At 61.5% G+C, this 23715-nt stretch carries 23 protein-coding genes; 9 read left to right on the forward strand and 14 right to left on the reverse strand.

Going from position 1 to position 23715, the window contains the following annotated elements:
- Window positions 1-2 precede the first annotated feature (2 nt).
- Window positions 3-1244 (reverse strand): MFS transporter, encoded by a 1242-nt coding sequence (locus NE852_RS06180; RefSeq protein ID WP_258156306.1) that lies wholly within the window; start codon window positions 1242-1244, stop codon window positions 3-5.
- 302 nt (window positions 1245-1546) lie between these two features.
- Between NE852_RS06180 and NE852_RS06185 the strand changes: the two genes are divergently transcribed.
- The gene (locus NE852_RS06185; RefSeq protein WP_008528939.1) at window positions 1547-1882 is read left to right on the forward strand and encodes a nuclear transport factor 2 family protein; all 336 of its coding nucleotides are present in this window, start codon (window positions 1547-1549) and stop codon (window positions 1880-1882) included.
- Between the two features lie 17 nt (window positions 1883-1899).
- On the opposite strand, the gene NE852_RS06190 is transcribed toward NE852_RS06185, so the two are convergent.
- The 3 genes from NE852_RS06190 to NE852_RS06200 all read right to left on the reverse strand — a co-directional run bounded on the left by NE852_RS06190 (window position 1900) and on the right by NE852_RS06200 (window position 3860).
- The gene (locus NE852_RS06190) at window positions 1900-2631 is read right to left on the reverse strand and encodes a sulfite exporter TauE/SafE family protein (protein WP_258156307.1); all 732 of its coding nucleotides are present in this window, start codon (window positions 2629-2631) and stop codon (window positions 1900-1902) included.
- Window positions 2632-2682: 51 nt separating this feature from the next.
- Window positions 2683-3336, reverse strand: coding sequence for a class I SAM-dependent methyltransferase (locus NE852_RS06195; protein WP_008528930.1), 654 nt, complete (start codon window positions 3334-3336; stop codon window positions 2683-2685).
- A 197-nt stretch (window positions 3337-3533) separates the two neighbouring features.
- Window positions 3534-3860, reverse strand: coding sequence for a hypothetical protein (locus NE852_RS06200; protein WP_008528929.1), 327 nt, complete (start codon window positions 3858-3860; stop codon window positions 3534-3536).
- Window positions 3861-4073: 213 nt separating this feature from the next.
- Here NE852_RS06200 and NE852_RS06205 point away from each other — a divergent pair, with 213 nt between their 5' ends.
- Complete coding sequence (locus NE852_RS06205; protein ID WP_008528928.1) at window positions 4074-4676, forward strand: superoxide dismutase; 603 nt, start codon at window positions 4074-4076, stop codon at window positions 4674-4676.
- Between the two features lie 106 nt (window positions 4677-4782).
- Window positions 4783-5628, forward strand: coding sequence for a metallophosphoesterase (locus NE852_RS06210; RefSeq protein WP_008528926.1), 846 nt, complete (start codon window positions 4783-4785; stop codon window positions 5626-5628).
- Between the two features lie 18 nt (window positions 5629-5646).
- Here the strand turns inward: NE852_RS06210 and NE852_RS06215 are convergent, their stop codons facing one another.
- Window positions 5647-6339, reverse strand: a complete 693-nt coding sequence (locus NE852_RS06215) for a YafY family protein (protein WP_008528924.1) — start codon at window positions 6337-6339, stop codon at window positions 5647-5649.
- A gap of 129 nt (window positions 6340-6468) precedes the next feature.
- On the opposite strand from NE852_RS06215, the gene NE852_RS06220 reads away from it, so the two are divergent.
- Window positions 6469-7104, forward strand: a complete 636-nt coding sequence (locus NE852_RS06220) for a LysE family translocator (RefSeq protein WP_008528923.1) — start codon at window positions 6469-6471, stop codon at window positions 7102-7104.
- Between the two features lie 54 nt (window positions 7105-7158).
- Here the strand turns inward: NE852_RS06220 and NE852_RS06225 are convergent, their stop codons facing one another.
- The 6 genes from NE852_RS06225 to NE852_RS06250 form a co-directional block, all read right to left on the reverse strand.
- Window positions 7159-7446, reverse strand: a complete 288-nt coding sequence (locus NE852_RS06225; protein WP_008528922.1) for a MurR/RpiR family transcriptional regulator — start codon at window positions 7444-7446, stop codon at window positions 7159-7161.
- Window positions 7447-7549: 103 nt separating this feature from the next.
- The gene (locus tag NE852_RS06230) at window positions 7550-8509 is read right to left on the reverse strand and encodes a sugar phosphate isomerase/epimerase (RefSeq protein WP_008528921.1); all 960 of its coding nucleotides are present in this window, start codon (window positions 8507-8509) and stop codon (window positions 7550-7552) included.
- Window positions 8506-9510, reverse strand: a complete 1005-nt coding sequence (locus NE852_RS06235; protein WP_008528920.1) for a Gfo/Idh/MocA family oxidoreductase — start codon at window positions 9508-9510, stop codon at window positions 8506-8508. The genes NE852_RS06230 and NE852_RS06235 overlap by 4 nt, the downstream gene beginning before the upstream one ends.
- Window positions 9511-9613: 103 nt before the next feature.
- Window positions 9614-10537: a sugar ABC transporter substrate-binding protein gene (locus NE852_RS06240; protein WP_008528919.1), complete on the reverse strand. Its 924-nt coding sequence runs from the start codon at window positions 10535-10537 to the stop codon at window positions 9614-9616.
- Between the two features lie 101 nt (window positions 10538-10638).
- Window positions 10639-11649, reverse strand: coding sequence for an ABC transporter permease (locus tag NE852_RS06245; protein WP_008528917.1), 1011 nt, complete (start codon window positions 11647-11649; stop codon window positions 10639-10641).
- Window positions 11649-13223 (reverse strand): sugar ABC transporter ATP-binding protein, encoded by a 1575-nt coding sequence (locus NE852_RS06250; RefSeq protein ID WP_008528916.1) that lies wholly within the window; start codon window positions 13221-13223, stop codon window positions 11649-11651. Before NE852_RS06250 ends, NE852_RS06245 begins: the two co-directional genes overlap by 1 nt.
- Window positions 13224-13383: 160 nt before the next feature.
- On the opposite strand from NE852_RS06250, the gene NE852_RS06255 reads away from it, so the two are divergent.
- The 3 genes from NE852_RS06255 (at window position 13384) to NE852_RS06265 (ending at window position 16105) form a co-directional block, all read left to right on the forward strand.
- The gene (locus NE852_RS06255; protein ID WP_008528913.1) at window positions 13384-14418 is read left to right on the forward strand and encodes a LacI family DNA-binding transcriptional regulator; all 1035 of its coding nucleotides are present in this window, start codon (window positions 13384-13386) and stop codon (window positions 14416-14418) included.
- 137 nt (window positions 14419-14555) lie between these two features.
- Window positions 14556-14996, forward strand: coding sequence for a cytochrome c (locus NE852_RS06260; RefSeq protein ID WP_258156308.1), 441 nt, complete (start codon window positions 14556-14558; stop codon window positions 14994-14996).
- A gap of 194 nt (window positions 14997-15190) precedes the next feature.
- Window positions 15191-16105 carry a cytochrome c gene (locus NE852_RS06265; RefSeq protein ID WP_008528908.1) on the forward strand — a complete coding sequence of 305 codons (915 nt, stop codon included), beginning with the start codon at window positions 15191-15193 and terminating at the stop codon, window positions 16103-16105.
- 12 nt (window positions 16106-16117) lie between these two features.
- Here NE852_RS06265 and NE852_RS06270 read toward each other — a convergent pair whose 3' ends face one another.
- A complete protein-coding gene (locus tag NE852_RS06270; protein WP_008528906.1) occupies window positions 16118-16612 on the reverse strand; it encodes a GNAT family N-acetyltransferase in 495 nt (164 codons plus the stop codon).
- Window positions 16613-16952: 340 nt separating this feature from the next.
- Between NE852_RS06270 and bla the strand changes: the two genes are divergently transcribed.
- Window positions 16953-17855 (forward strand): class A beta-lactamase, encoded by a 903-nt coding sequence (gene bla, locus NE852_RS06275; protein WP_008528900.1) that lies wholly within the window; start codon window positions 16953-16955, stop codon window positions 17853-17855.
- Window positions 17856-17952: 97 nt separating this feature from the next.
- On the opposite strand, the gene NE852_RS06280 is transcribed toward bla, so the two are convergent.
- Entirely contained in the window at window positions 17953-20292 is a 2340-nt protein-coding gene (locus tag NE852_RS06280) for a glucose/quinate/shikimate family membrane-bound PQQ-dependent dehydrogenase (RefSeq protein WP_258156309.1), read from the reverse strand.
- A gap of 193 nt (window positions 20293-20485) precedes the next feature.
- Window positions 20486-21988: a YdiU family protein gene (locus NE852_RS06285; protein ID WP_008528890.1), complete on the reverse strand. Its 1503-nt coding sequence runs from the start codon at window positions 21986-21988 to the stop codon at window positions 20486-20488.
- A gap of 270 nt (window positions 21989-22258) precedes the next feature.
- Between NE852_RS06285 and NE852_RS06290 the strand changes: the two genes are divergently transcribed.
- The gene (locus tag NE852_RS06290; protein WP_008528889.1) at window positions 22259-23710 is read left to right on the forward strand and encodes an MFS transporter; all 1452 of its coding nucleotides are present in this window, start codon (window positions 22259-22261) and stop codon (window positions 23708-23710) included.
- Window positions 23711-23715 lie beyond the last annotated feature (5 nt).

Below are 23715 nucleotides of genomic sequence, written 5' to 3' on the forward strand. Positions count from 1 at the left end.
CTTCAGGTCGAGCCCGATCTCTCCGCATCCCTCGGCCGCACCGTCCAGGCATAGGCCGCACCGGCCAGCAGCAGCAGAGAGGTTCCGAGGAACACGGCCCGCATGCCGACATGTCCGCCGATGAAGCCGCCGAGGATGGGGCCGGCCACCTGGCCGACATATTGCGAGGAGACCGACAGCCCGAGAATGCTTCCGGCCGCGCTGTCGGGCACGCTGTGGCGGATGACGGCGGCGATGCAGGGCAGAAGTCCGCCGAGTGCCGCGCCCATCAGGAAACGCAGGATGATCAGCTGCCAGGAACTGGTGACGAAGGCCTGCGGGAGCAACAGCAGCCCGGCGACGGCGAGTGCGCCCGCTATGACTGGCCAGTGGCCGATCCGGTCGGCAAGCCTGCCGAGCCGCGAGGCCGAAAGAATGCTGCCGAGGGCGGCCGCCGACATCACGAGGCCGGAGATCATCGTCACCTCATTCTCGACGGACACGATCTGCGCGACATAGACGGTGATGATCGGCTCGATCGACATATTGGCGAACATCAGAAGCATGCCGGTTGCCAGCATGGCGATGACAGGCCGCTTGTCGGCAATGGATTTCCATCCACCGTTCGCCTTCGCCGCCTGCTTGCGGGCCGGCGATTTCTCCTCCTTGATCAGGAAGGCCGTGGCGAGGAAGGCGAGGAAGATCATGCCGCCGGCGGCGAGAAACGTACCGCGGATGCCGATGATGGGCGGCAGCGCTCCGCCGATAAGCGGCCCGACGAGGTTGCCGGCCATGATGCCGGAGGAGAGAACGCCGAGTGCCCAGGCCGAACGGTCTTTCGGCGTCTGCGTCGCCACCAGCACCATCGAGCCCGAGGCATAGCCGCCGGCAAGCCCGACGAAGAGGCGCAACGCCACCAGCTGCCAGACATTGCCGGCCATGCCCATCAGCGAGATTGACAGCGTCATGCCGAGGCTCGCACGCACCAGCATCAGCTTACGGCCGTAAATGTCGCCGAGCCGACCCCAGAGCGGCGCGACGAGCGCAGCGGCGAAGAAGGTGGCGCCATAAGCGATGCCCGACCATTGCACGATCGCCGCATGGTCACTGACGCCGAGTTCCTCGACATAGAGCGGCAAGAAGGGAAGCAGCAACGTCATCGCCACGATCGTGGTGAAGGAGCCGATCAGCGAAATGGCGAGATTGCGCTTCCAGAAGATTGAGCCCGGTTTGGCGCTGGCCGCGTCCCATTGCGTATCTGTCATCTCATGCCTCGGCATCGATCGTGGAACGCAGCTCCGCCGCGCCTGATGAAACAATGTGCCCCTTCGCCGCGACGAGCGGATCGGCGCGGGTGAAATTGTCCTGAGATCGAGCTTTCTACGTCAGGCGCATGGGAACCGCAGCGGTACACGCGCTCGTCGTTCCAGGGCGGGCACGCACCCATATAACCGCCGTTCGGACCGTCCTTCAAGACGGTGCGTCCGCTATCGTCAATCTGGACCATCTCGGTCGAAAGTGCTAAAACAGATTGCATTATGCAATCGGTCAGAAGGAGGACATTCCCATGAGCGACATGCGCACAACGCGCGAGCAGACAGTCCGTGACCTCTATGCCGCCTATCTCGATGACCGTAAGGATGTCGTCGGCGCCATGCTGACGGAGGATTTCACATTCTCCAGTCCGCGTGACGATCACATCGATCGGGCGGTTTATTTTGAGCGCTGCTGGCCGAAAGAGCCGGTCTTCCGCGGCTTTTACATCGAATTCCTGGCGATCGACGGAGACGAGGCGGCCCGTGCCGAAAAGCTGGATGGCACCAGTTTCCGCAATATTGAAAGTTTTCGCTTCCGCGATGACAAGATCGCATCCGTGGAGGTCTATTTCGGCCGGAATTTGTAATCCCTGACGAGGCTGCTTTAAAAAATCCGTATCGCCGACGTTGCAATGATGATCATCGAGACCGCCAACATCAGCGGCCGCACCGGCAGGCGTTTGACGAGGATCGCGCCGAAGGGGGCGGCGATGACGCCGCCGATGATGAGGCCGATCGCCGAATTGAGCTCCGACCAGCCGAGGGTTGCGACGAAGGTTATTGAAATCGTTAGCGTCACCGCGAATTCGGTAAAGTTGGTCGAGCCGATCACCCGCTTGAGGTCGTGACCGCGGCCGATGAGCGTGCTGGTGACGATCGGCCCCCATCCGCCGCCGCCGATCGCATCGAGCAGGCCGCCGCAGAGCCCGACGGGCGGCACGGCCCAGTCGCGCACCTCGCGCTGCGCTGGCGGCCGGAAGGCCTTGTAGAGGATCAGCAGCCCGATCGCGATCAGATAGGCCGACACAAACGGCTCGATGGTCTTGCCATCGATATTGACGAGCAGATAGGCGCCGACCGCGCCGCCGATCATGCCGGCGGGCGCAAGCCGCACCACCAGGCGCCAGTCGACGTTGCGATGATAGGCATGCGAGAGGCCGGACGCGGCCGTCGTGAACATCTCAGTCACATGCGTCATGGCGCTGGCATTGGCCGCCGGCACGCCGAAAGCGAGAAGACTAGTCGTCGACAGCACGCCGAAAGCCATGCCGAGCGCGCCATCGACGATTTGGGCGCAGAAGCCTACGGCGATGAAGAAGAAGATATCCGATGTCATGCGGTCCCTCGGGCGAACGATAGAGGCGACGCGGAAGGAAGATCCTCCGTCTCAGGCGGCAAACCCGCGCTGTTTCAGCCGGACGATCTTGAAGAAGCCGTTCGGAAAGACCGGCAGGATCTCGGCGGCCGCAAAATCGCCGCGGCGCTCGGCCCAGGCGACGATGCGACGAAGACGGAAGGCGGATGACCAGCCGATGTGACGCACCAGCGGCGCCACCGCCGTCTCGATCGCGCCCTGCAGACCGGCGCCGTCGCCGAGCTTGCTGGCGAGGATGATCTCGCCGCCCGGCCGCAGCACCCTGGCGCATTCGTCCAGTGCCCGCTCGGGATCGGGGATGAGAGTGATGACGAAGGGCAGGCAAACCACATCGAACGAGCGATCGGCAAAAGCGAGCGCATGCGCGTCCATAACCTCAAGCGCCTGCACATGTTGCAGGCTTTCGCGTCTCGCCTTTTCGCGGGCACGCGCGATCATGTGTTCGGAAATATCGATACCGGTTACCCGGCAGCGGCGCGGGTAGTGCCCGAGCGTCAGGCCCGTACCGACGCCGATCTCCAATATATCCGTGCCGGCGGCGGCCGCGAGCGCGGCAAGCTTGCGATGGCCATCGCGCAGGATGCCGCGATAAAAGCGGTCATAGACCGGCGCCCAGCGCTGATAGATTTTCTGCTGATCTTCCGCCCTGTTGCGAAGCTCTGGCATGCCGGCGCCTCCCCAAGGCAATTCCGGCAAAAGTGCATAACGGTTTTTGCGTTCGGAATTGCGTAAACCAAATAAATTAGAGCGGTTCTGCCTTCTTGAAATGCTGAACCGCTTTAAAGTCCAGCACTTAAACTCCTGAGGGCGGCCTCGGGTTCCTCACGGTCTAGGTGCAAAACGCTGAGCGGCACTGTTGCATCCTATTTGACCGGCGTGAGCCCAAGCTTTTTACCGTCCAACTCGCTGCCGATTTCGACGATTTTCTTCTGCTTGTCATAGACGCAGATCTGCGTGACCAAGCCTTTGGCGCCCTTCGGCTTGCCGGTCAGCAGCGCCAGCCCGTAATGGGAGGTGCCGAAGGGATCGACGGTGACGACAGGCTGTTCGATCGTGACCGCTGCCTTCCTGCATTTGGCTTCCACATCGGCAGCGAACTGCTGCCAGGCCATGTCCGAGGAGGCGTGCGCCGCACCTGCGAGGGAAAGAAGCGTGGCTGTGGTCAGAAGCCGGATTATATTCCTGTTCATATCGGTTCTCTCTTGTTGGGCGTCGCCGGCGAAGCGGTTTTCGGGCCACGCATTCTCGATGATTTGAAGGCGCGATTACAGCCCTGAAACTGAGGCAAATTTTCCTCCAGCCGGTCGTTTTTTGATAATTCGCCGGTTGCCTCTCCGTGCTTCCCCTCCTATGTTCCGCCTCACCTGCCGATGACGCAATCTATTGCCAAGAGGAGATCTGACATGGCTTTCGAATTGCCTGAACTTCCCTATGATTACGAAGCGCTTGCTCCCTTCATGTCGAAGGAAACGCTGGAGTTTCACCACGACAAGCACCACAAGGCCTATGTCGACAACGGCAACAAGCTCGCCGCCGAAGCCGGCCTTTCGGATCTCTCGCTCGAAGACGTCGTGAAGAAGTCCTTCGGCACCAATGCCGGCCTCTTCAACAACGCCGCCCAGCACTACAACCACATCCATTTCTGGAAGTGGATGAAGAAGGGCGGCGGCGGCAACAAGCTGCCGGGCAAGCTCGAGGCGGCCTTCACCTCCGACCTCGGCGGCTACGACAAGTTCAAGGCCGATTTCGCCAATGCCGGCGCCACCCAGTTCGGCTCCGGCTGGGCCTGGGTTTCCGTCAAGAACGGCAAGCTCGAAATCTCCAAGACCCCGAACGGCGAAAACCCGCTCGTTCACGGCGCCACCCCGATCCTCGGCGTCGACGTCTGGGAACACTCCTATTACATCGACTATCGCAACGCCCGCCCGAAATATCTCGAAGCCTTCGTCGATAGCCTGATCAACTGGGACTACGTTCTGGAACGCTACGAAGAAGCCACGAAGTAAGCGGCATCCACCTGAAAATTCCACACCCGGCGCCTCAAACGCCGGGTGTTCTGTTTTCTCACCATGCCGTCACAGCCCTGTCATCGGCCACTCCTAATCACGCTCCATGTCTTCCTCTGCTGTTCCCCTGTTCCGCTTCGGTATCATCGCCGACCCGCAATATGCGGCAATCGCGCCGCATGCGGCCATGGACCGCTATTATGCCAACAGCCTCGCCAAAGTCGCTGAGGCGATCGAGGTCTTCAACGGCTGGGAGCTGAGCTTCGTCATGACGCTCGGCGATGTCATCGACCGCAGCTTCGCAAGCTTCGACGATATCCTGCCGGTCTACGAGAAGCTGCGGCACGAGGCGCTCTTCCTGCTCGGCAATCACGATTTCGCGGTGTCCTCGGGACATCTGTCCGAAATCGCGACGCGCCTCGGCATGCCGTCGCCCTATTACAGCTTCTCCCGCCACGGCTGGCGCTTCATTGTGCTCGACGGCAATGAGGTCAGCACCTTCGCGCCGCCGGAAGGCCATCCTCATCGCGCGCTTGCAGCGGAGATGCTGGCCGAGCTGCAGGCCAAGGGCGCCAGGAATGCCCATTCGTGGAATGCCGCGCTGAGCGACGAGCAGTTCGCCTGGCTCGGCAACGAGATTGCCAGCGCTGCCGCGGTCGGCGAGAAGGTGATCGTCATGAATCACTATCCGGTGCATCCGCCCGGCGAGCACGGCATGTGGGACAGCGAGCGCATCGTCGCGCTGCTCGCCTCGCACGAAAACGTCGTCGCCTATCTCAACGGTCACGACCATGTCGGCAATTATGGTGTGGCCGGCGCCTGCCATTTCGTCAATTTCAAGGGCGTGGTCGACACAGAGAAAGAAAATGCCTTCGCGATCGTCGAGGTCCATGCCGACCGCATCGAAATCCGCGGCTTCGGCCGGGAGGAGAGCCGCACGCTGCCTTATTAGACCACGCAGCGGCGAGCGTCAGGCGGACACGGTCTCGGTCCAGCCGCTGGTCCAGATTTCCCGCAGCCTGTCGCCGTCGCCTTTGAAGAAATCCTCAGCTGTCGCGCAGCGTTCAACGCGGTCGCTGCGGAAATTGCGGATCGCTTCGCGCAGCTCGCACCAGGCGACGATATTGGCGGTCTGCGAATAATAGATCAGCGCGATCGGCCGGATCGTGCGCTCGCTCTCCCGGCCGAGCTCGTCGCGGTAGCCGAGCAGGAGTTTGCGTTCGTCGCGGATCGCGCGGCGCACGATCGCAAGGTCGAATCCAGCAGGCGGCTGCGCGATGGTGCCCCAGGCATAAAGCGCCTTGTTGTCCATCGCCTGGCGCAGCGGCGCCGGCACCGCGCCTGCGATCTTCTGGTTGACCCGGCGGGCGGCCTGCTTCAGCTCCGCGTCCGCAGTCCGTTCGAGCATCGCCAGCGACAGCACGATCGCCTCCATCTCCTCGATCGAGAACATCAGCGGCGGCAGGTCAAAGCCCGGCCGCATGATATAGCCGATGCCGCGTCCGCCTTCGATCGGCACCCGCATCGCCTGAAGTGCGGCGATATCGCGATAGATCGAGCGCACGGTCACTTCAAGCGTCTCGGCCATGACAGCCGCCGTCATCGGTTTTCTTGCCAGCCTGAGGATCTGAATGATCTCGAAAAGCCGCGAAGCCTTGCGCATTTTCCTGCCTCCGCTTCCAACGCTCCTGACAATACACTGTCAGTTGGGTTTCGCTATAGAGCCGCCTATCGAATTGAAATCAATCACAGTCTTTCAAGAATTCCGAAAAACAAGGAGCGGACAACTGACATGGACTATCACCAAAACCTCTGGCTCTTCTTCACCCTTCTCTTCGGCATCATCATCGTTCCGGGCATGGACATGCTCTTCGTGCTCGCCAATTCGCTGACCGGCGGCGTCAAGCGCGGGCTGGCGGCGACCAGCGGCATCATGGCCGGCGGCGCTGTGCATTCGGCCTATGGTGCGGCCGGCGTCGGCGTGCTCGTCACCATGCTGCCGCAGCTCTTCAATCTGCTGCTCTTTGCCGGCGTCGCCTACATGATCTGGATCGGTGTTTCGCTGGTCCGCAGCTCGATCACCGTCGAAGCCGTCGGGCCGGGAACGGCGCACTCCAGCTGGCGCGCCTTCCGCCAGGGCGCCGTCACCTGTCTCATCAACCCGAAGGCCTATATTTTCATGTTTGCCGTCTATCCACAGTTCCTGAGGCCGGAATATGGCCCGTTCTGGAGGCAGGGCCTGATCATGGGCGCCATGACCGTCGTCACGCAGCTCGCCGTCTACGGCACGCTGGCGATGACGGCCGGCCGCAGCCGCGACCTGCTGATCGCAAATCCCGACGCCACCGCCTTCGTCGGCCGCTTCGCCGGAATGCTGCTGATTGCGGTTTCGGCCTTCAGTCTCTGGGAAGGGTGGAAAGGCGCGTGAGCCTTGAAGTTCTCCTGTCTCGGCGACGACGCGGCGGCGGAAGACGGTGCATCATCAGTGGCGACTGGCCGCCGCGCTGCGGAGATGGTCCCTTATCATCGCGCGAAACTCGCCGAATGTTTGGAATCCAATGTGGCGTACAAGTCGATGGACCGTTGTTTGAGAAACGCGGCATCGGCGAGCAACCGCGGCAGCGCTTTCAAAGGCCATCATTTCCGGCCTTTCTAGGATCTCCCTTGCCACGCGTTCGACGCCGATGGGAAATACGAGCTGCCGGCTGGCGATCAGGCACTTCAGTTCCTGCAGCGTCGAGGGAGGAGGAGAGTCGCGATCCCGTAGCATGCGATTACTTTCAAAAATGCCCCTCCAGGCAATCTTGGCCGAGGCGCAGAGGCGGCAACCACATGAATTGCGTGAAGCCAAATCGGTCGCGTTTCGTGCCCGACTAGATCGCCTGCGGCTTGAAATCGCCCGCTGCGACCGGCATCACGCCCTGCAACAGAGCCACGGACTTCTCCAGCCCTTCGAGACTGTTCAAAAGCACGTCCTCGTGCTCGATCGAGAGCCAGCTGTCGTAACCGGCCATCTTCAGCCTGTAGCAGAACTGCCGCCACCATTCTTCCCCATGGCCAAATCCCAGCGTGATGTAGGACCAGCTGCGCGCCGGTATATCCATCAGGCTGCCGTTCTCCAGAAGGCTTGTGACGGCCTGCTTCGGAGCGTTGAGGAAGGTATCCTTGGCATGAACGTGGTATACGGCGACGCCGAGCGCTTCCGCGGCGACAAGCGGATCGGCGCCCATCCAGAAGAGATGAGATGGATCCAGATTCGCTCCGACGACCGGGCCGACGGCTTCGCGCAGTTTCAGCAGCGAAGGTACATTGTAGACGCACTGGTTGCCGTGCAGTTCCAGAGCGATGCGTTCCACACCGTGATCCCTGGCGAGCGCCACGATCTTGGTCCAGTACGGGAGGAGTTTTTCCTCCCACTGGTAGCGAAGAATCGCCTGCGTCTCCGGCGGCCACGAGGAGACCACCCAGTTCGGCATCGTATCGGTGGCATTCCCGGCTGGAAGTCCCGACATCGCGCAGACCGTCTTGATTCCCAGAGCGCCGGCTGCGCGGATCGTATCCTCCAGACCTTGTCCCTGGGAAAGATCGGTTGGATGCAGGGGATTTCCGTTGGCGTTCAGGCTTATCACTTCCAGTTCCCGGTCGGCGAAAGCTCCGAGGAATGATTTCTGCGCACTCTTGTCCCGCAGGATCGTCGACAGATCGAAATGCGGCGCCGTCGACCAGCCGCAGGTGTTGACCTCGACGCCGGAGACGCCCAATCTTTGAGCGTGATCCAGCATCGCCTCGAAGGGCAGGCCGCCGAGGCTGTCTGATACGAATCCAAGCTTCATGCGTAAAACTCCGGTTTAGCAATCATTTCGACGGGGATCTTGCGGCCGTCGTTCAAGGCTCTGACGCCGGCTTCGGCGACTTTCGCGGCACAGTATCCATCCCAACTGCTCGACGCGATGTGCGGGAAGACTCCGGTCTCGACGAACCGAACGAAGGCGCGGTTCTGGCGGCGATAGGCTTCGGCGTAGCGGCCGCGCCAATCCGCCTCGTAGCTTGTGCTCTGTCCGAGTTCCCGGTCGACGCGAGTGTAGTTGACAGCGTTCATGGCGATGGTGGCCTTCTCGCCCACCAGTTCCGCGCGGACGTCGTATCCGTAGGCTGCGTTATTGTTGATTTCGATATTGACGAGTTGATCATCCGCGGTTTCGAGCACCATATAGACCGGTGCGACCAGCGCGTCGGACCGCTTCGGCTGGAAAGCGGAGATCGAGACATATTCAGTGTCGAGGACGTGCCGGACGACATCGAACTCGTGCGGGGCGGAATTCGTGATCGCCATCGCTCCTGTGAAGTCCGATGCGGGCGTCGCGACATTGCGATGAAAGTTGTGCATCATCAGGGGGCGGCCAATTGCGCCATGCGCCAGAGCCCGCTTCATTTCGACATAGGACTGGTCGAAGCGGCGCATGAAGCCGAGCATGATGAATTTCGAGCTTGCAGCTTCTTCCGCCTGCATGATCTCCAGGCATTCTTGCGAGGACTGCGACAGCGGCTTTTCGCAGAGAGCTCGTTTGCCGGCTCTTATGCAGGAGAGCGACAGGTGCGCGTGTGTGAAATCGGGGCTTGCGATGATCACTGCATCGACATCCGCCCGAGCGGCGATCCGGTCGGGATCGGAATCGACATCATAAGCGCTGTGGGCGTCCGCCACTTGGCGGGCGCGGGCGGCATCCACGTCGCAGACGACCTGAAGGCGCGCGCCCGGCAGATCTTCGGCGACGATTCTCGCATGGTCGCCTCCCATCAGTCCCGCCCCGATGACGGCGACCCTTATTGTCATTTCGATATTTCCTGTCGTTAGAAAGCCAGCGGCTTGCAAGTGTCGCACCCGGGTGGGAAACGCGTGCCGGAAGCCCCATCCCGGCACGCGCCCTTGGGAGGGCTTACTTCTTTGCGTACTGGCCAACATTGTCCTTGGTGATCGAGGCGAACGGCACCAGCTTTTCGGCCGGAGCGGCCTCGCCCTTTTTCAGGCCTTCCACAACCTCGAAAGCGGCCTTCGCCTGGCCCGCGGCGTCTTGGAAGATGGTCTGCGACATGGTGCCTGCCTTGATCGCGTCCAGAGCATCGGCGGTGCCATCGACACCGGAGATCATCACGCCCTTGAGACGGTCGGCGCCCTGGAGTGCTTCCAGCGCCCCCAACGCCATCTGGTCGTTGGCTGCGACGATCGCGTCGAATTTCGGAAAGCTCTGGATCCAGTCTTCCGTAACCTTCATGCCTTCTGCGCGGTCGTAATTGGCCGAGAGGCTGGCGAGAGTAGTCACGTCGGAACGGCCGAGCGCATCCTCGAAGCCCTTCTTGCGCTCCTGCGTGTGCGAGAGCCCCGGCGTGCCTTCGAGGTAGAGGATCTTGGCGTCCTTCGGCAGGTGTTCTTTCATGTACTCGCCCTGAAGGCGGCCGGCATCGATGTTCTTCGAGCCGACGAACGTGTACTTGCCGCCTGCCGATTGGATGCCGAGAGCGATGACGGGAATGCCGGCCTGGTTCGCCTTCTCGACGCCCGGTACGATACCCTGGTAGTCGACCGGCACGACGACGATCGCGCTGACTTTCTGCGCGATGAAGTTGTCGATCTGATCGAGCTGCTTGCTGACGTCGTTGTTGGCGTCTGAGAAGTTCACTTCGACGGCCGGATCGGATTTCGACGCTTCGATGAAGGCGTTTTTGCGCGCCATGACGAAGACGTCCGTATCCGCCATGTTGGCGTAACCGACGACGAACTTGTCGGCGGCGAATGCGGCGCCGGTGGAGATGGCGGCAAGGGATATGGCGCACGCGAGAGCGAGTTTGGAAATGGCTTTCATAGGGTCCTCCCATAGAGTTTTAGGTTCATTCCGAATGCGGGAAATCCCCGCCGACAAAGAGGTGGTTCCCATGCAGGCGCCGGCCGACCGAGGAACTTTGGTCATGCCTTCTTCTTGCTGCGGGCAGACTTGGTCCAGACATCGAGGATCACGGCGATCGCGATGATCAGACCCTTGATGATCTGCTGCCAGTACGAGCTGACATTCATGAGATTGAGCATGTTGTTGATGACGCCGATGATCATCGATCCGATGATTGTGCCGGTGATCGTTCCGGTGCCGCCCATCAGGCTGGTGCCGCCGACGACCACGGCGGTGATGGCATCGAACTCGTAGCCGACGCCGCCGGCCGGCTGCCCGGAATTGATGCGAGACATCAGGACGATGCCTGCGACGGCGCACAGGATGCCGTTGAAGATGAAAGCCTTTACAACAATGCTGTCAGGATTGATGCCGGAAGCGCGAGCGGCACGCTCATTGCCGCCGACCGCATAGACGTATCGGCCGAACTTGGTCTTGTTGAGAAGAATCCAGGAGACGACGACAACGACCGCGAGAACGATCACGGAAATCGGCACCGGGCCGAGCGAGCCCTGGCCGATCACTTTGAAGTCGCCCAGTCCCGTCACCGGCGAACCGCCCGTGTAAAGCAGGACCGCGCCGCGCGCGACCGTCGTCATGGCCAAAGTCATGATGAATGACGGGATGCGGAAGAAGGTGATGACGAAGCCGTTGATGATGCCGGTGACGATCCCGACGGCAACGCCCGCGGCGACCGCCAGAATGACGCTTCCGGTCATGGCCATCACGCTGGCCGCCAAGACGCCGCAGAGCGCCAGGACCGATCCCAGCGACACGTCGATGTGCCCCAGAATGATGATGAAGGTAACGCCGCACGCGAGAAGGCTCACCACGACGACCTGACGCAGGACGTTGGTCAGGTTGGCCTCCGTCAGAAATGTCGGACTCAAGATCGAGGCAAGGATGCAGATGCCGACGAAGATCATGATTGTGCCGTACTTGCGGTAGATCTGAGGGAAATTCATCTTCCCAGAGCCTGAAATGACCTGGCCTTCTCGTTTCACAGTCGCGTCTGCGCGTTCCATGCTCATCAGTGTCCTCCCGTGGCGAGGCGCATGATGTTTTCCTGAGTGGCCTCGTCTCTTGTTAGCTCGCCGGTGACCCGGCCTTCGCTCATCACCACCACGCGATCACTCATGCCGAGGATTTCGGGCAGCTCGGATGAGATCATGACGATTGCGAGCCCCTGACGAGCGAACTCGGTCATCAGTCTGTGAATTTCGGATTTCGACCCGACGTCGATGCCGCGTGTGGGTTCGTCGAGAATGAGCAGTTTCAGATCACCCAATAGCCATTTGGCCAGGACGATTTTCTGTTGATTGCCGCCGCTGAGGTTCTCCACGATCATTGCCGTGTCGGGCGTCTTGATCTGGAGCATCTTGATCATGCGCTGGGCGGCTGTCTCTTCCTGCCGCTCGCTGATGAAAAGGCCGGACGCGAATTTCTTGAGGTTCGCGAGCGAGATGTTCTCGCCGACGGACCGGCAAAGCACCAAACCTTCCGCCTTGCGATCCTCCGAGACCATCGCGATGCCGTTGGCGATGGCATCCTTCGGCGATGTGAGCTTTAGCGGTTTTCCGTTCAGGCGGATGACGCCAGCGTCCGCGGCGTCCAAGCCGAAGATTACCCGGGCGACCTCCGTCCGCCCGGCGCCGATCAGCCCGGAAAGGCCGATGATTTCGCCGGCACGCACCTCGAAGCTGACATTTTCGAAAATGCCGTCACGAGAGAGGTTCTCGACGGAAAGGACGATCTCGCCGATCGGCACCTCCTCTTTCGGAAAGATGCTGGAGATCGTGCGGCCGACCATCTGAGAGATCAGCTTTGCCGGCTCGTATTCGCTCGCCGGGGCGGCAGCGACGAACTGGCCGTCGCGCATCACCGTGATGTCGTCGGCGATCTGGAAGATCTCGTCCATCTTATGGGTGATGTAGATGATCGCCACCCCTGCTGCCTTCAGGTCAGCGATCTGTCTGAAGAGCATCGCAACTTCCGTGTCGCTGATCGCCGACGTCGGTTCGTCCATGATCACGAGAGAGGCCTCGCGCGAAATCGCCTTGACGATCTCGATTAGTTGCATCGCCGCAATGGACAGATCGCGCATCTTGGATTGGGGGCTGTATGTCAGGCCCAGACGATCGAGGAGCGCCTGCGTGTCCGAGTTCATGCGATCGAAATCGACGAGCCGGGACAAAACACCCGTCGGGCCAAAACTGGGTTCGCGGCCGAGAAAGATGTTTTCGGCGATCGTCATGTCGAGCACCGGGCTGAGTTCCTGATGGATCATCGAGATCCCTCGATCCAGCGCGGCTGCGGCGTTCTGGTGGTCGAGCTTCTCGCCTCTGAAAAGGATTTCTCCGCCGTCGATCGCGTAGAGACCGCTCAGGATCTTCATGAGCGTCGACTTGCCCGCGCCATTCTCCCCGACGAGGACATGGACCGTGCCGGCACGAACCTTCAGGCTCATGCCATCGAGCGCGAGAACGCCAGGGAAGGCTTTCGTGATTGAGCGCATTTCAAGAACGAAGCCGGCTTCGGTATCTACAGGCGTGCGATGGCCTTCGCCGCCCGAAAGCGGCGCCACCTTTTGCAAGGTCGCAGACATGAGAGTATTTCCTCCAGATGAAAGAGCTCTCCCAAGCCCTCCTACCAAACTGGCTTTTACCGGAAGATGAAATCGCGAAAATTCCGCAAACTGTCAACGAACTGGTAGATTTTTCTCCCAAAACCTCTCATAGATACCGTCACAGTATGAGAGGTCTGGTATGTCTCGCCCAACGATCCCTGACTTGGCAAAGGCCGCGAATGTGAGCATTTCAACGGTCGATCGCGTGCTGAACGGTCGCGATCCCGTGCGTCCCCAGACGGCGGAGCGGGTTCTCAACGCCGCCCGCCAGATCGGTTTTCATGGGGTGACCGCCATCGCTCGGCGACTTGAGCACGACAAGCCGGTGATCAAATTCGGTTTTCTCCTCAAGCAATCTCACCGCAAGCTTTATCAAATGTGGAGCGACATTCTCGTTGCTGCGACAGACGCATTTCCCGACGCTCATGGAAGAGCGATCGTCAGATTCATGGATGACCTTGCGCCCGACAAGGCCGCCGAGGCGATCTACGCTCTCAGTCGCGAAGCCGATGTCATCGGAATGATCACCTCCGACCACCCGCAGGTGAACCACGCCGTCGATGGTCTGGCGGCGGAAAACATTCCGGTTGTGACCATGATTTCCGATATTTCCACAGCCTCCCGTGCAGCCTATGTCGGCAACGATTGCGTCAAAAAGGGCCGCACGGCCGCTTGGTTCATAGCTGGGCTGAATGGCAACGGCGGCAAGGTTTCTGTCTTCGTCGGAAGTCACCGATACCTCGCTCAGGATCTGAACGAGATGGGCTTTCGGTCGTATTTCCGGGAGAGTGCACCAGGCTTTCAGATGCTGGAGACCGTTGCCACCCTTGAAGAGCCCGAAATTGCCTATGAGGCGACGCGCCGCCTTCTGCAGACCGAGCCGAATTGGGTCGGACTCTATGTTGCCGGCGGCGGCATCACGGGTGTGATGCGAGCCCTGCGGGAGGATGGTGGGCCGGCGGCCAAACGCCTGGTGGTCATAGCACACGAGCTCACGAACGAAACGAGAGCCGGGCTTGCCGAGGGGCTGATCAAGGTTGTTCTGTCTCATCCGGCAAAGCTGCTGGGAGAGACCCTGGTGCACGCCATGGCGGAATCTCTAGATACCGGCCGATCGGCAACAGTTTCGCAGCACATTGTCCCGTTTGAATTTTACACTGCCACGAATATTTGAAGCTTCTTTCAGCTGCGAATCACATTGTTTTTATGGTGATCCGGCAAAACGTGACCGCCTGGACGCATGGATTTTGTCATGCTCCCGGTGCAGATTGGCCAGCGGCCGCCTTGGCCGAGGAAAAATGGAGAGGGAATATGAATTGGAAAGCAGTAGCTGCCGCCGTGGCGATGGCCGGCATGGCCTTCGGCTCGGTGACCGCCGCCGACGGCACTCATGATTTGCGCGTTGCGCTGATGAAGCAGGTCGGCGGTTCGGCCGGTGCGCTGGCAGCCATCGCCAAGGGCACCAAACCCTATGACGCCGAGGCCGTGAAGACGGCGCTGACGACAATTGCGGCAACGGCCAAGGTTTTCCCCGATCAGTTCAAGGCGGGCACAGAGACGAACGACGAAGGCGCGAGCCCAAAGATCTGGGAAAACATGGACGACTTCAAGGCGCGCGCCGCCAAGCTTGCCAGCGATGCTGAAACTGCGCTCGCCCAGCTTCCAGCCGACGCCGCGGCCGTCGGCGCCACGATCAACGCGCTCGGCGCCAATTGCGGCGGCTGTCATAAGGCCTATCGCCTCAGCAAATGAGGGATAGGTCGTTTTGATCTGAAAGCAATTCCAGCAAAAGTGTGCAGCGGTTTTGCGTATGGAATTGTGCAGGCGAAACATCCCCGATCCGCGCCGGTCTTGCTGCTGGCGCGGATCACCTTATTCTCCGCTCGTGCGGGCTGGTCGCAAAATCGTTCCGCGCAGGAAAATCTCGGCAAAAGGGGAGGCGGAGCATGGTCCGCAGGTTCATCCGGTTACTGCTCTGTCTGATCGGCGTCGCCGTCCTCGGCGGTGGCGCCTTCTATCTCGTCACCGCCCCCGATCCGCTGCCGGAGAGCCATTGGGCCAACCTCGGCGCGCCTGATACGGCAAATGGCGAGATGGTTTTCTGGGCGGGCGGCTGCGTCAGTTGCCATGTCGCGCCGGGTTCCGAAGGTGACGCCAAGCTGACGCTGTCGGGCGGCCTTGCGCTGAAGAGCCCCTTCGGCACCTTCTACGTGCCGAACATCTCACCGGATGAGAAGGCGGGCATCGGCGCCTGGACGCTCGCCGAGTTCGGCAATGCGATGAAGCGCGGCGTCGGCCCCGGTGGGCAGCATCTCTATCCGTCCTTTCCCTACGCCTCCTATTCCCGCATGAGCGACAAGGACGTCAACGATCTCTTCGCTTTCCTGAAAACCTTGCCGAAGAGCACAAACGTCGCGCCGCCGCACGAACTGCCGTTCCCCTTTAACATCCGGCTCGCGCTCGGCGGCTGGAAGTTCCTCTATTTCAACGATCAGCCGCGCGTGGCGTTGGCAAAGAGCGACGACAAGGTGAAGCGCGGGCAATATCTCGTCGAAGGCCCCGGCCATTGCGGCGAATGTCATACGCCGCGCGATGCGCTCGGCGGCTTCCAGGCAGATCAGTGGCTTGCCGGCGCCCCCAATCCGGAAGGCAAGGGCCGCATACCCGACATTACCCCGGCCTCCAAGAGCATCGGCGGCTGGAGCGAGGGCGATATCGCGAGCTACCTCGAAACCGGTTTCACGCCCGATTTCGATTCTGTCGGCGGCTCGATGGTCGATGTGCAGAAGAATATCGCCCGTCTGCCGGCCTCCGACCGTGAGGCGATCGCCGCCTATCTGAAGGCCGTGCCGGGCCGCTAAAGCCTGTCACGATCAAGCGATCGACTGCATGTAGCGCATCCCGGTGACCGGGCGCGGGGTGAAATCCAGCTGTTCGTAGAAGCGGTGGGCCAGCACGTTTCCGGTCGCGGCGCTGACGGAGAGGTAGCCGCAGCCGGCGTTGCGGGCGGTTTCGCGCGCCCGGTCGACGAGCAGCTGACCGGTGCCGTGACCCCGATGGCCGTCGCGCACGAAGAGATGGTGCAGGTCCATGCCGCGCTTGCCTTCCTGCGCCCTGTAGAGCGGCACGAGAATGGCGTAGCCGATCAACCCTTCGCTGGTTTCGGCGACGAGCGCGGTGATCCAGGGCAGCGGGCCGAACAGATCGCGCTCCAATTGCTCCGGCGTCGTGACCGCAGGATCGCCATGATGGGCGGCAAGCAGGGCGATCATCTCGTTGAGCTCGGGCAGATCACGCGGCTTGGCGGCGCGGATCGTCACCACCGACGGGCGCATCAATGAAATTTCGCTGTCTTCGATTTCGGTCATGGTCTTCGCGTCCTTTGATATTCTGCCGTCAGGACGCTGCCGATACAACAAAGCCGCCTGACGGCGGCTTGTTGACAATATGATCTTGTCCGGCCGCCCTTTACAGGTACAGCCAAAAATACGAGCGGCTCTGGTGCGCGTTTTCGATCATGGCTCATTACATCGTCGGAAACGCGGCATTTGTCAACGGCCGATCGCGTTAGGTATCAGCTTTCAGCGTCAAGCGCCTCGCCAGCAAGCTCTTCCCGCATCCGTGCGTGGGAATGACAAAGGTCCGGGCGGACGAGATGCCGCCGCAATCGCGCTTTAGCCCTATCCTCCACACCTGCCGGAGGATTTCATGCATCTCAGTTTGACCCGCCGCCTGCTCATAGGTTCGGCACTTTGCCTGCCCGCACTGACACTTCCCGCCCATGCCCAGGAAAAGGCGCAGCAGAATGACGAAGAGGGAGACGACGACATTCAGCGCCGTCTTGCCGCGCTCGAAAAACGCACCGGCGGCCGCCTCGGCGTCTCGGTGCTCGACACCCAGACGAGCATCTCCTTCTCCTATCGCGGCAGCGAAGCTTTTCCGATGTGCAGCACCTTCAAGGCGCTGGCCGCGGGCTTCGTGCTTGCCCGTGTCGACAAGGGGCAGGAGAGCCTCGACCGCCGGGTGACATACGGCAAGGAAAAGCTCGTCGACTATTCGCCGCTCAGCGAAAAACACGCGGGCACTGATGGTATGACGATCGCCGAGCTTTGTGAGGCAGCGGTGACGGTCAGCGACAATACCGCCGGCAATCTGCTGCTTGAAAGCTTCGGTGGGCCTCCCGCACTGACCGACTGGCTGCGCTCGATCGGTGACGGAACCACACGCCTCGACCGCACAGAACCGACGCTGAACGAGGGCAGGAAGGATGATCCGCGCGATACGACGACACCGGAGGCGATGCTCGATACGCTCGGCAATCTGACGCTCGGCTCGATCCTGGCCGAAACCTCCTGTGACCGGCTGATCGCCTGGCTCGTCGCCAGTACGACCGGCAAGGAACGGCTGAGGGCCGGCCTGCCCGAGGATTGGAAGGTCGGCGATAAGACCGGTACCGGCCCGAACGGCTCTCTTGGCGATATTGCAGTAATCTGGCCCCCGGATCGCAGCCCCATCGTCGCAGCCGTCTATATCGCCGAGGCGACGGCGTCAGCGAAGGAGCTCAATCCGGTCTTCGCTGAAGTCGGCCGCATGATCGTGGAAATGGTTTGAAGCCGACTCATCGAAAAGACCACCGACGTCGTAAATGGTGCTGCAATCCTGCCTAGAGCTTGCGCCAGATCTTCTTCCTGGGGAGGAAGTCTCAGTATCAAGGCAGTGTATAGGCGATCACGTAATCGCCGGGCTTCGTGCCGACCGAGCCGTGGCCGCCGGCGACCATGACGACATACTGCTTATTGTCATCGGTCGTATAGGTCATCGGCGTCGCCTGGCCGCCGGCGGGAAGCCGCGCCTCCCAAAGCTGTCGGCCATTCGTCACGTCATAGGCGCGCAGGTAGTTGTCGACTGCCGCACCGAGGAAGGCGACGCCGCCTTTGGTCAGCATCGGCCCGCCGATGCCGGGCACCCCCACCTTGAAGGGCAGGGGCAATGGCGTCATGTCGCGCACCGTGCCGTTCTTGTGCATATAGGCGATCTTGCCGGTGCGCAGATCGACGCCCGCGACATAGCCCCAGGGCGGCGCCTGGCAGGGGATCTTGAGCAGCCCGAGGAAGGGTCCCATGAAGACACCGTAGGGTGCGCCGTCATTGCGGTTGAGCCCCTGTTCGCTGCCCTTCTCGTCCTGGCCTCGCGGTGGAATATCGGCGGCCGGCACCAGGCGTGAGGTGAAGGAGAGGTAGGTCGGCATGCCGAACATGATCTGCCGCTCCGGATCAACCGCGACCGAGCCCCAGTTGAAGGTGCCGAAATTGCCGGGATAGACGATCGTCCCCTTGAGCGAAGGGGGCGTGTAGCGGCCCTCGTAATAGTAACGGTGGAAGTCGATGCGGCAGGCGAGTTGGTCGAACAGCGACACGCCCCACATGTCCTTTTCTCTGAGCGGCTCGGGCGAGAAGGTCAGATCCGAGATTGGCTGCGTCGGAGAGGTATGATCGCCGGTAACAGCGCCGCCGGGTGCGGGGATTTCCTTGACCGGAATGATCGGCTCGCCGGTGCGCCGGTCGAGCACATAGAGATCGCCTTGCTTGGTCGGCCCGACGAGGGCGGGAACCACGGCGCCGTCCTGCTTCGTCAGGTCGATGAGCGACGGCTGAGCCGGAACGTCCATATCCCAGAGATCGTGATGCACCGTCTGGCGTACCCAGCGCAGCTGGCCGGTGGCGATGTCAAGCGCCACGATCGACGAGGAGAACTTCTCGACATTGTCGCTGCGGTTGATGCCGAGTTGGTCGGGCACCTGGTTGCCGAGCGGGATGTAGACCATGCCGAGGCCTTCGTCGACTGTGAAGACCGACCAACTGTTCGGCGAGTTGGTGGTATAGGTCTGTCCGTCGGCGATCGGCGTCGTCACGTCGGGATTGCCGGAATCCCAGTTCCAGACCAGTGCACCGGTATTGATGTCGAAAGCGCGGATGACGCCGGACTGCTCCTGTGTCGAATAATTGTCGTTCACGGCCCCGCCGATGATGATCTTGCCTGCCACCGCGACCGGCGGCGAGGTGGAATAATAATAGCCGGCCGGATTGTAGCGCATGCCGGCTTCAAGATGCAGCACGCCCTGATCGGCAAAGCTGGTGCAGATTTTCCCATCGGTCGCATCGAGCGCGATCAGCCGGGCGTCGGAGGTCGGCAGGTAGACACGTTCGGCACAGGGCCGACCGGCCGCGATTGCAGGATCGGCATAATAGGTGACGCCGCGGCAGGTTTGATGCTGCCGGTCGGGGTTCATGCCGGAATTCGCGTCATATTTCCATTTCTCTTTGCCGGTCTTGGCGTCGAGCGCGATTGCCCAGTTATGCGGCGTGCAGAGATAGAGCGTGTCCTTCACCTTAAGCGGCGTCACCTGATAGGTCGTCTCGCTGATATCCTCCGGCCGCTTGACGTCGCCGGTCTGGTACCGCCAGGCTTCCTTGAGGGTGGCGACATTCTGGACGTTGATCTGGTCGAGGGGCGAATAACGCTGCCCGAAGGGCGTGCGGCCATATTGATGCCATTCGCCATCCGGCACGCTGCCGCCGAAGGCGGGGGTGGCCGCAACCGCATCGGCCGGCAGCTCGCCGGCAAGATCGTGCGGGTCTGTCGTCATCGAATAGAGGGCGACGAGGATGGCGAGGATGACGGGCACGGCAAGCGGCCAGGGATTGGCGCCATAGGTGATGCCCGTGGGGCTGCGCAGACCGAGCGGATGGCGGATCCATGGCGTCAGCAGCCAGAGCCCGAGCAGGATGATCATGCCGCCTCGTGGACCGAGCTGCCACCAGTCGAAACCCACCTCCCAGATCGCCCAGGCGAGGGCTGCGACGACAAGCACCGCATAGACCCACAGCGCGACCGCCTTGCGCATCAGGAGCAGTCCGGCGGTGATGAGGAACATCAGCCCGGCGAACAGATAGAAGACGCTGCCGCCGAGTGTCACAAGCCAGAGCCCACCGCCCCCGAGGGTCAGCCCGATGATGATGAAAAAGATGGAGGTGATGACGATCGCCATAAGGCTGTCTCCCGCTGAAGTGAGCCGGGGTGGAGGATCGGCAGAAAAGTCCTGCCGATCAGCCAGATAGCGCGAAGGAGATGCCTTTCAACGGCCACATTTGCCGCAGGACGGTGTGATGCTGCGGATGTGCCGAGCTGGCATTGGGCCGGAGGTGGATCGCTGTGGGTATCGAAAAGGGCCGAAGCAGCCGTCACGTTCCGCAGAAGGTCTGCAGCACTCGCTCGCTCGGCTTCGGCGGCTCCATATAGGCGGCAAATCCCGGCTGGTTCTCGTAGGGTTTGGCGAGCACCGTGAGCAGTGCCTCGAACAGCGAGAAGTCGCCATTCTCGACCGCTGCCTCGATGGCCTGTTCGACCCGATGATTGCGGGGGATGAAGGCCGGATTGACGCTGCGCATGGCAATGGCGCGCCCGGCAGCCGTTTGCGAATCACGTGACAGTCTCTCGCGCCACCGCGCCAGCCAATCGCGGCAGGCATCCGGCTCGTTGAAGCTCGCCGCAAAGGCCGGCTCCACGGCGTCATCGCCGGCGAGGTCCGACAGCCGACGGAAGGCCAGCGTGAAATCTGCACCTTGCGCCTGCATGAGCGTCAGCAGCGCCTGCACCAGCTCGAGATCGCCGTCCTCTTCGCCGGCAAGCCCGATCTTTGCGCGCATGCCCGTCAGCCAATGCGCCTGAAACCGTTCGCCATAGGCCCGAATCACGACGTTGGCCTTTTCGACGGCGCTGTCCGGCTCCGCATCGATCAGCGGCAGCAGCGTTTCACCCAGCCTTGCGAGGTTCCATTGTCCGATGGCGGGCTGATTGGCATAGGCATAACGCCCGTGGTGGTCGATGGAGGAGAAGACGGTCCCCGGATTATAGCTGTCCATGAAGGCGCAGGGACCGAAATCGATCGTCTCGCCCGAGACGGTCATATTGTCAGTATTCATCACGCCATGGATGAAGCCGACATGCAGCCAGCGGGCAATCAGCGCCGCCTGGCGTTCACAGATCGCATCGAAGAGCGCGAGATAAGGGTTCTCAGCTTCTTTCAGCGCGGGATAATGCCGGTCGATCACATAATCGGCCAGCGCCCGCACGCCTTCGTCATCGCCCCGTGCCGCGAAGAACTGGAAGGTGCCGACCCTGATATGGCTTGCCGCAACGCGGGTGAAGACCGCGCCCGGAAGCACCTCCTCGCGATAGACCGGCTCCCCCGTCGTCACGGCCGCCAGCGCCCGCGTGGCAGGAATCCCAAGCGCATACATCGCTTCGCTGATGATATATTCCCTGAGCACCGGCCCCAGTGCCGCCCGCCCGTCGCCTCGGCGTGAAAATGGCGTCTGTCCGGCACCCTTCAACTGGATATCGTAGCGCTTTCCGTTGCGGCCGACCAATTCGCCAAGCAGGATCGCCCGCCCGTCGCCGAGCACAGGCGAGAAGCCGCCGAACTGGTGTCCCGCATAAGCCATGGCTAGCGGCGCGGCCCCTTCCGGAACGAGATTGCCGGAAAAGATCGCTGCGCCGTCGCGGCGCAAAACTTCCACGTCGAGCCCGAGTTCTTCCGCTAGCGGCTCGTTGAGCTTGATCAGCCAGGGTTCCGCCACCTGAGTCGGCGTCTGCGGCGCAAAGAATCGCTCGGGCAAACCGACATAGCTGTTGTCGAACGGGAAGGCCGCAGCGGGCAGGTTTTTCTCAAGAGCGGAGGTCATTCATCATAGGTAGGGCCGGGTTGCCTGCGGCGCAAGCCGCTTCGATCCGGCGGGAGGGCTTTCACCCCGAAAGCCTCACGACGATCGCGGCGATGCAAGGAATCGTGATCCGCTTTTACCTCTCGTCAAAGCTGCCTTGCCATAAAGGACATAGCGCCGCCGTAATCCCGGGCGTATAGCAAATCGTCTCCCCTTGGCCTTGCGCCATGTCATCCCCGCGGCCCTGCTGCCTCGTGTGCTCCGCCGCGCCACCGCGAGTGATTCCGAAAGATGTCGGATCAAATTTACCAGGCGCCGATGGTTCGGCGCGCCGCGCCCAATTTCCGGGTGATCGCGATGATTGTCGCGAGTGCGATGCTGATGGAAAACGTCGACGCGACAGTGCTTGCGACCGCGCTGCCCACCATGGCGCGCGATTTCGCCGTCAGCGCGCCTGCCATGTCGATCGCACTGACCTCCTATCTCCTGAGCCTTGCGATCTTCATTCCCGCCAGCGGCCGGATGGCCGACAGCTTCGGGTCGCGCACCGTCTTCCGCGCGGCCATCGCGGTTTTTGTCATCGGCTCCATTCTCTGTGCTCTTGCACCGACGCTGCCGTTCCTGGTGCTGGCACGGCTGCTGCAGGGCATGGGCGGCGCGATGATGATGCCGGTTGGACGCCTGGTGCTGATGCGCAGCGTCGACCGCAAGGATATGGTCAGCGCCATGTCCTGGCTGCTCGTGCCGGCGCTGATCGGTCCCATCATCGGCCCGCCGCTCGGTGGCTTCATCGTGACCTATCTCGACTGGCGCTGGATCTTCTATATCAATGTACCGATCGGCATCATCGGCATGATCTTCGTGTCGATCTACATCGACGAGGTGAAGGGCAAGGCGAGCGGCCCGTTCGATACGATCGGCTTCATCCTGTCAGGGATCTCGCTCGGCTCGCTGCTCTTCGGCTTCGAAATGTCGAGCCATGAAGGCGAGGGTGCGTTCTCGATCTTCCTGATTGCTCTCGGCCTCATCTGCGGCATCGCCTATCTCGGCCATGCCCGCAAGCACCCGTCGCCGATCATGGATTTCTCGCTGATGAAGGTGCCGAGCTTCGGCACATCGGTCGTTGCCGGTTCGCTGACGCGCATCACCCAGGGCGCACAGCCCTTCCTGCTGCCGTTGCTCTTTCAGATCGGTTTCGGCCTGTCTGCCGCCGCCGCAGGCCAGATCGTCATTGCGACGGCGTTTGGCGCTCTCGCCATGAAGCCGACGGCGAAGTTCGTCTTCAGTCGGCTCGGTTTCCGCCGAAGCCTCGTCCTCAACGGCGTCCTCGGCACGATCGGTTACGGCCTGTGCGCCGCCTTCCGGCCGGACTGGCCGATGCCGCTGATCTTTATCGTCCTGGTGCTCAGCGCCTTCTTCCTGTCGTTCCAGTTCACGGCCTACAACACCATCGCCTATGATGAGATCAGCAAAGAGCGGATGAGTTCAGCGACGAGCTTTTACACCACCTTCCAGCAGCTGATGCTGTCGCTCGGCATCTGCATAGGCGCGCTGGCCTTGCACGGCTCGATGGCCTTGTCAGGTGTCGAAACACCTGATCTCGGCGATTTCTCCGCCGCGTTCATCGTCGTCACGATGATCTCGATCACGGCCACTTTCTGGAACCTGCGCTTCTCGCCGACCGCCGGCGAGGAGATCAGCGGCTATAAGGCCACGGGCAAGAAAGGCGCCGCCGGAGGCTGACGCTG

Source organism: Rhizobium sp. Pop5, from assembly GCF_024721175.1.
GTDB lineage: Bacteria > Pseudomonadota > Alphaproteobacteria > Rhizobiales > Rhizobiaceae > Rhizobium.

What these genes read in the sequence shown, in the direction of transcription:
- NE852_RS06180 (WP_258156306.1), bottom strand. Translation starts at nt 1,244, where the DNA reads ATGACAGATACGCAATGGGACGCGGCCAGCGCCAAACCGGGCTCAATC.
- NE852_RS06185 (WP_008528939.1), top strand. Translation starts at nt 1,547, where the DNA reads ATGAGCGACATGCGCACAACGCGCGAGCAGACAGTCCGTGACCTCTAT.
- NE852_RS06190 (WP_258156307.1), bottom strand. Translation starts at nt 2,631, where the DNA reads ATGACATCGGATATCTTCTTCTTCATCGCCGTAGGCTTCTGCGCCCAA.
- NE852_RS06195 (WP_008528930.1), bottom strand. Translation starts at nt 3,336, where the DNA reads ATGCCAGAGCTTCGCAACAGGGCGGAAGATCAGCAGAAAATCTATCAG.
- NE852_RS06200 (WP_008528929.1), bottom strand. Translation starts at nt 3,860, where the DNA reads ATGAACAGGAATATAATCCGGCTTCTGACCACAGCCACGCTTCTTTCC.
- NE852_RS06205 (WP_008528928.1), top strand. Translation starts at nt 4,074, where the DNA reads ATGGCTTTCGAATTGCCTGAACTTCCCTATGATTACGAAGCGCTTGCT.
- NE852_RS06210 (WP_008528926.1), top strand. Translation starts at nt 4,783, where the DNA reads ATGTCTTCCTCTGCTGTTCCCCTGTTCCGCTTCGGTATCATCGCCGAC.
- NE852_RS06215 (WP_008528924.1), bottom strand. Translation starts at nt 6,339, where the DNA reads ATGCGCAAGGCTTCGCGGCTTTTCGAGATCATTCAGATCCTCAGGCTG.
- NE852_RS06220 (WP_008528923.1), top strand. Translation starts at nt 6,469, where the DNA reads ATGGACTATCACCAAAACCTCTGGCTCTTCTTCACCCTTCTCTTCGGC.
- NE852_RS06225 (WP_008528922.1), bottom strand. Translation starts at nt 7,446, where the DNA reads ATGCTACGGGATCGCGACTCTCCTCCTCCCTCGACGCTGCAGGAACTG.
- NE852_RS06230 (WP_008528921.1), bottom strand. Translation starts at nt 8,509, where the DNA reads ATGAAGCTTGGATTCGTATCAGACAGCCTCGGCGGCCTGCCCTTCGAG.
- NE852_RS06235 (WP_008528920.1), bottom strand. Translation starts at nt 9,510, where the DNA reads ATGACAATAAGGGTCGCCGTCATCGGGGCGGGACTGATGGGAGGCGAC.
- NE852_RS06240 (WP_008528919.1), bottom strand. Translation starts at nt 10,537, where the DNA reads ATGAAAGCCATTTCCAAACTCGCTCTCGCGTGCGCCATATCCCTTGCC.
- NE852_RS06245 (WP_008528917.1), bottom strand. Translation starts at nt 11,649, where the DNA reads ATGAGCATGGAACGCGCAGACGCGACTGTGAAACGAGAAGGCCAGGTC.
- NE852_RS06250 (WP_008528916.1), bottom strand. Translation starts at nt 13,223, where the DNA reads ATGTCTGCGACCTTGCAAAAGGTGGCGCCGCTTTCGGGCGGCGAAGGC.
- NE852_RS06255 (WP_008528913.1), top strand. Translation starts at nt 13,384, where the DNA reads ATGTCTCGCCCAACGATCCCTGACTTGGCAAAGGCCGCGAATGTGAGC.
- NE852_RS06260 (WP_258156308.1), top strand. Translation starts at nt 14,556, where the DNA reads ATGAATTGGAAAGCAGTAGCTGCCGCCGTGGCGATGGCCGGCATGGCC.
- NE852_RS06265 (WP_008528908.1), top strand. Translation starts at nt 15,191, where the DNA reads ATGGTCCGCAGGTTCATCCGGTTACTGCTCTGTCTGATCGGCGTCGCC.
- NE852_RS06270 (WP_008528906.1), bottom strand. Translation starts at nt 16,612, where the DNA reads ATGACCGAAATCGAAGACAGCGAAATTTCATTGATGCGCCCGTCGGTG.
- bla (WP_008528900.1), top strand. Translation starts at nt 16,953, where the DNA reads ATGCATCTCAGTTTGACCCGCCGCCTGCTCATAGGTTCGGCACTTTGC.
- NE852_RS06280 (WP_258156309.1), bottom strand. Translation starts at nt 20,292, where the DNA reads ATGGCGATCGTCATCACCTCCATCTTTTTCATCATCATCGGGCTGACC.
- NE852_RS06285 (WP_008528890.1), bottom strand. Translation starts at nt 21,988, where the DNA reads ATGACCTCCGCTCTTGAGAAAAACCTGCCCGCTGCGGCCTTCCCGTTC.
- NE852_RS06290 (WP_008528889.1), top strand. Translation starts at nt 22,259, where the DNA reads ATGTCGGATCAAATTTACCAGGCGCCGATGGTTCGGCGCGCCGCGCCC.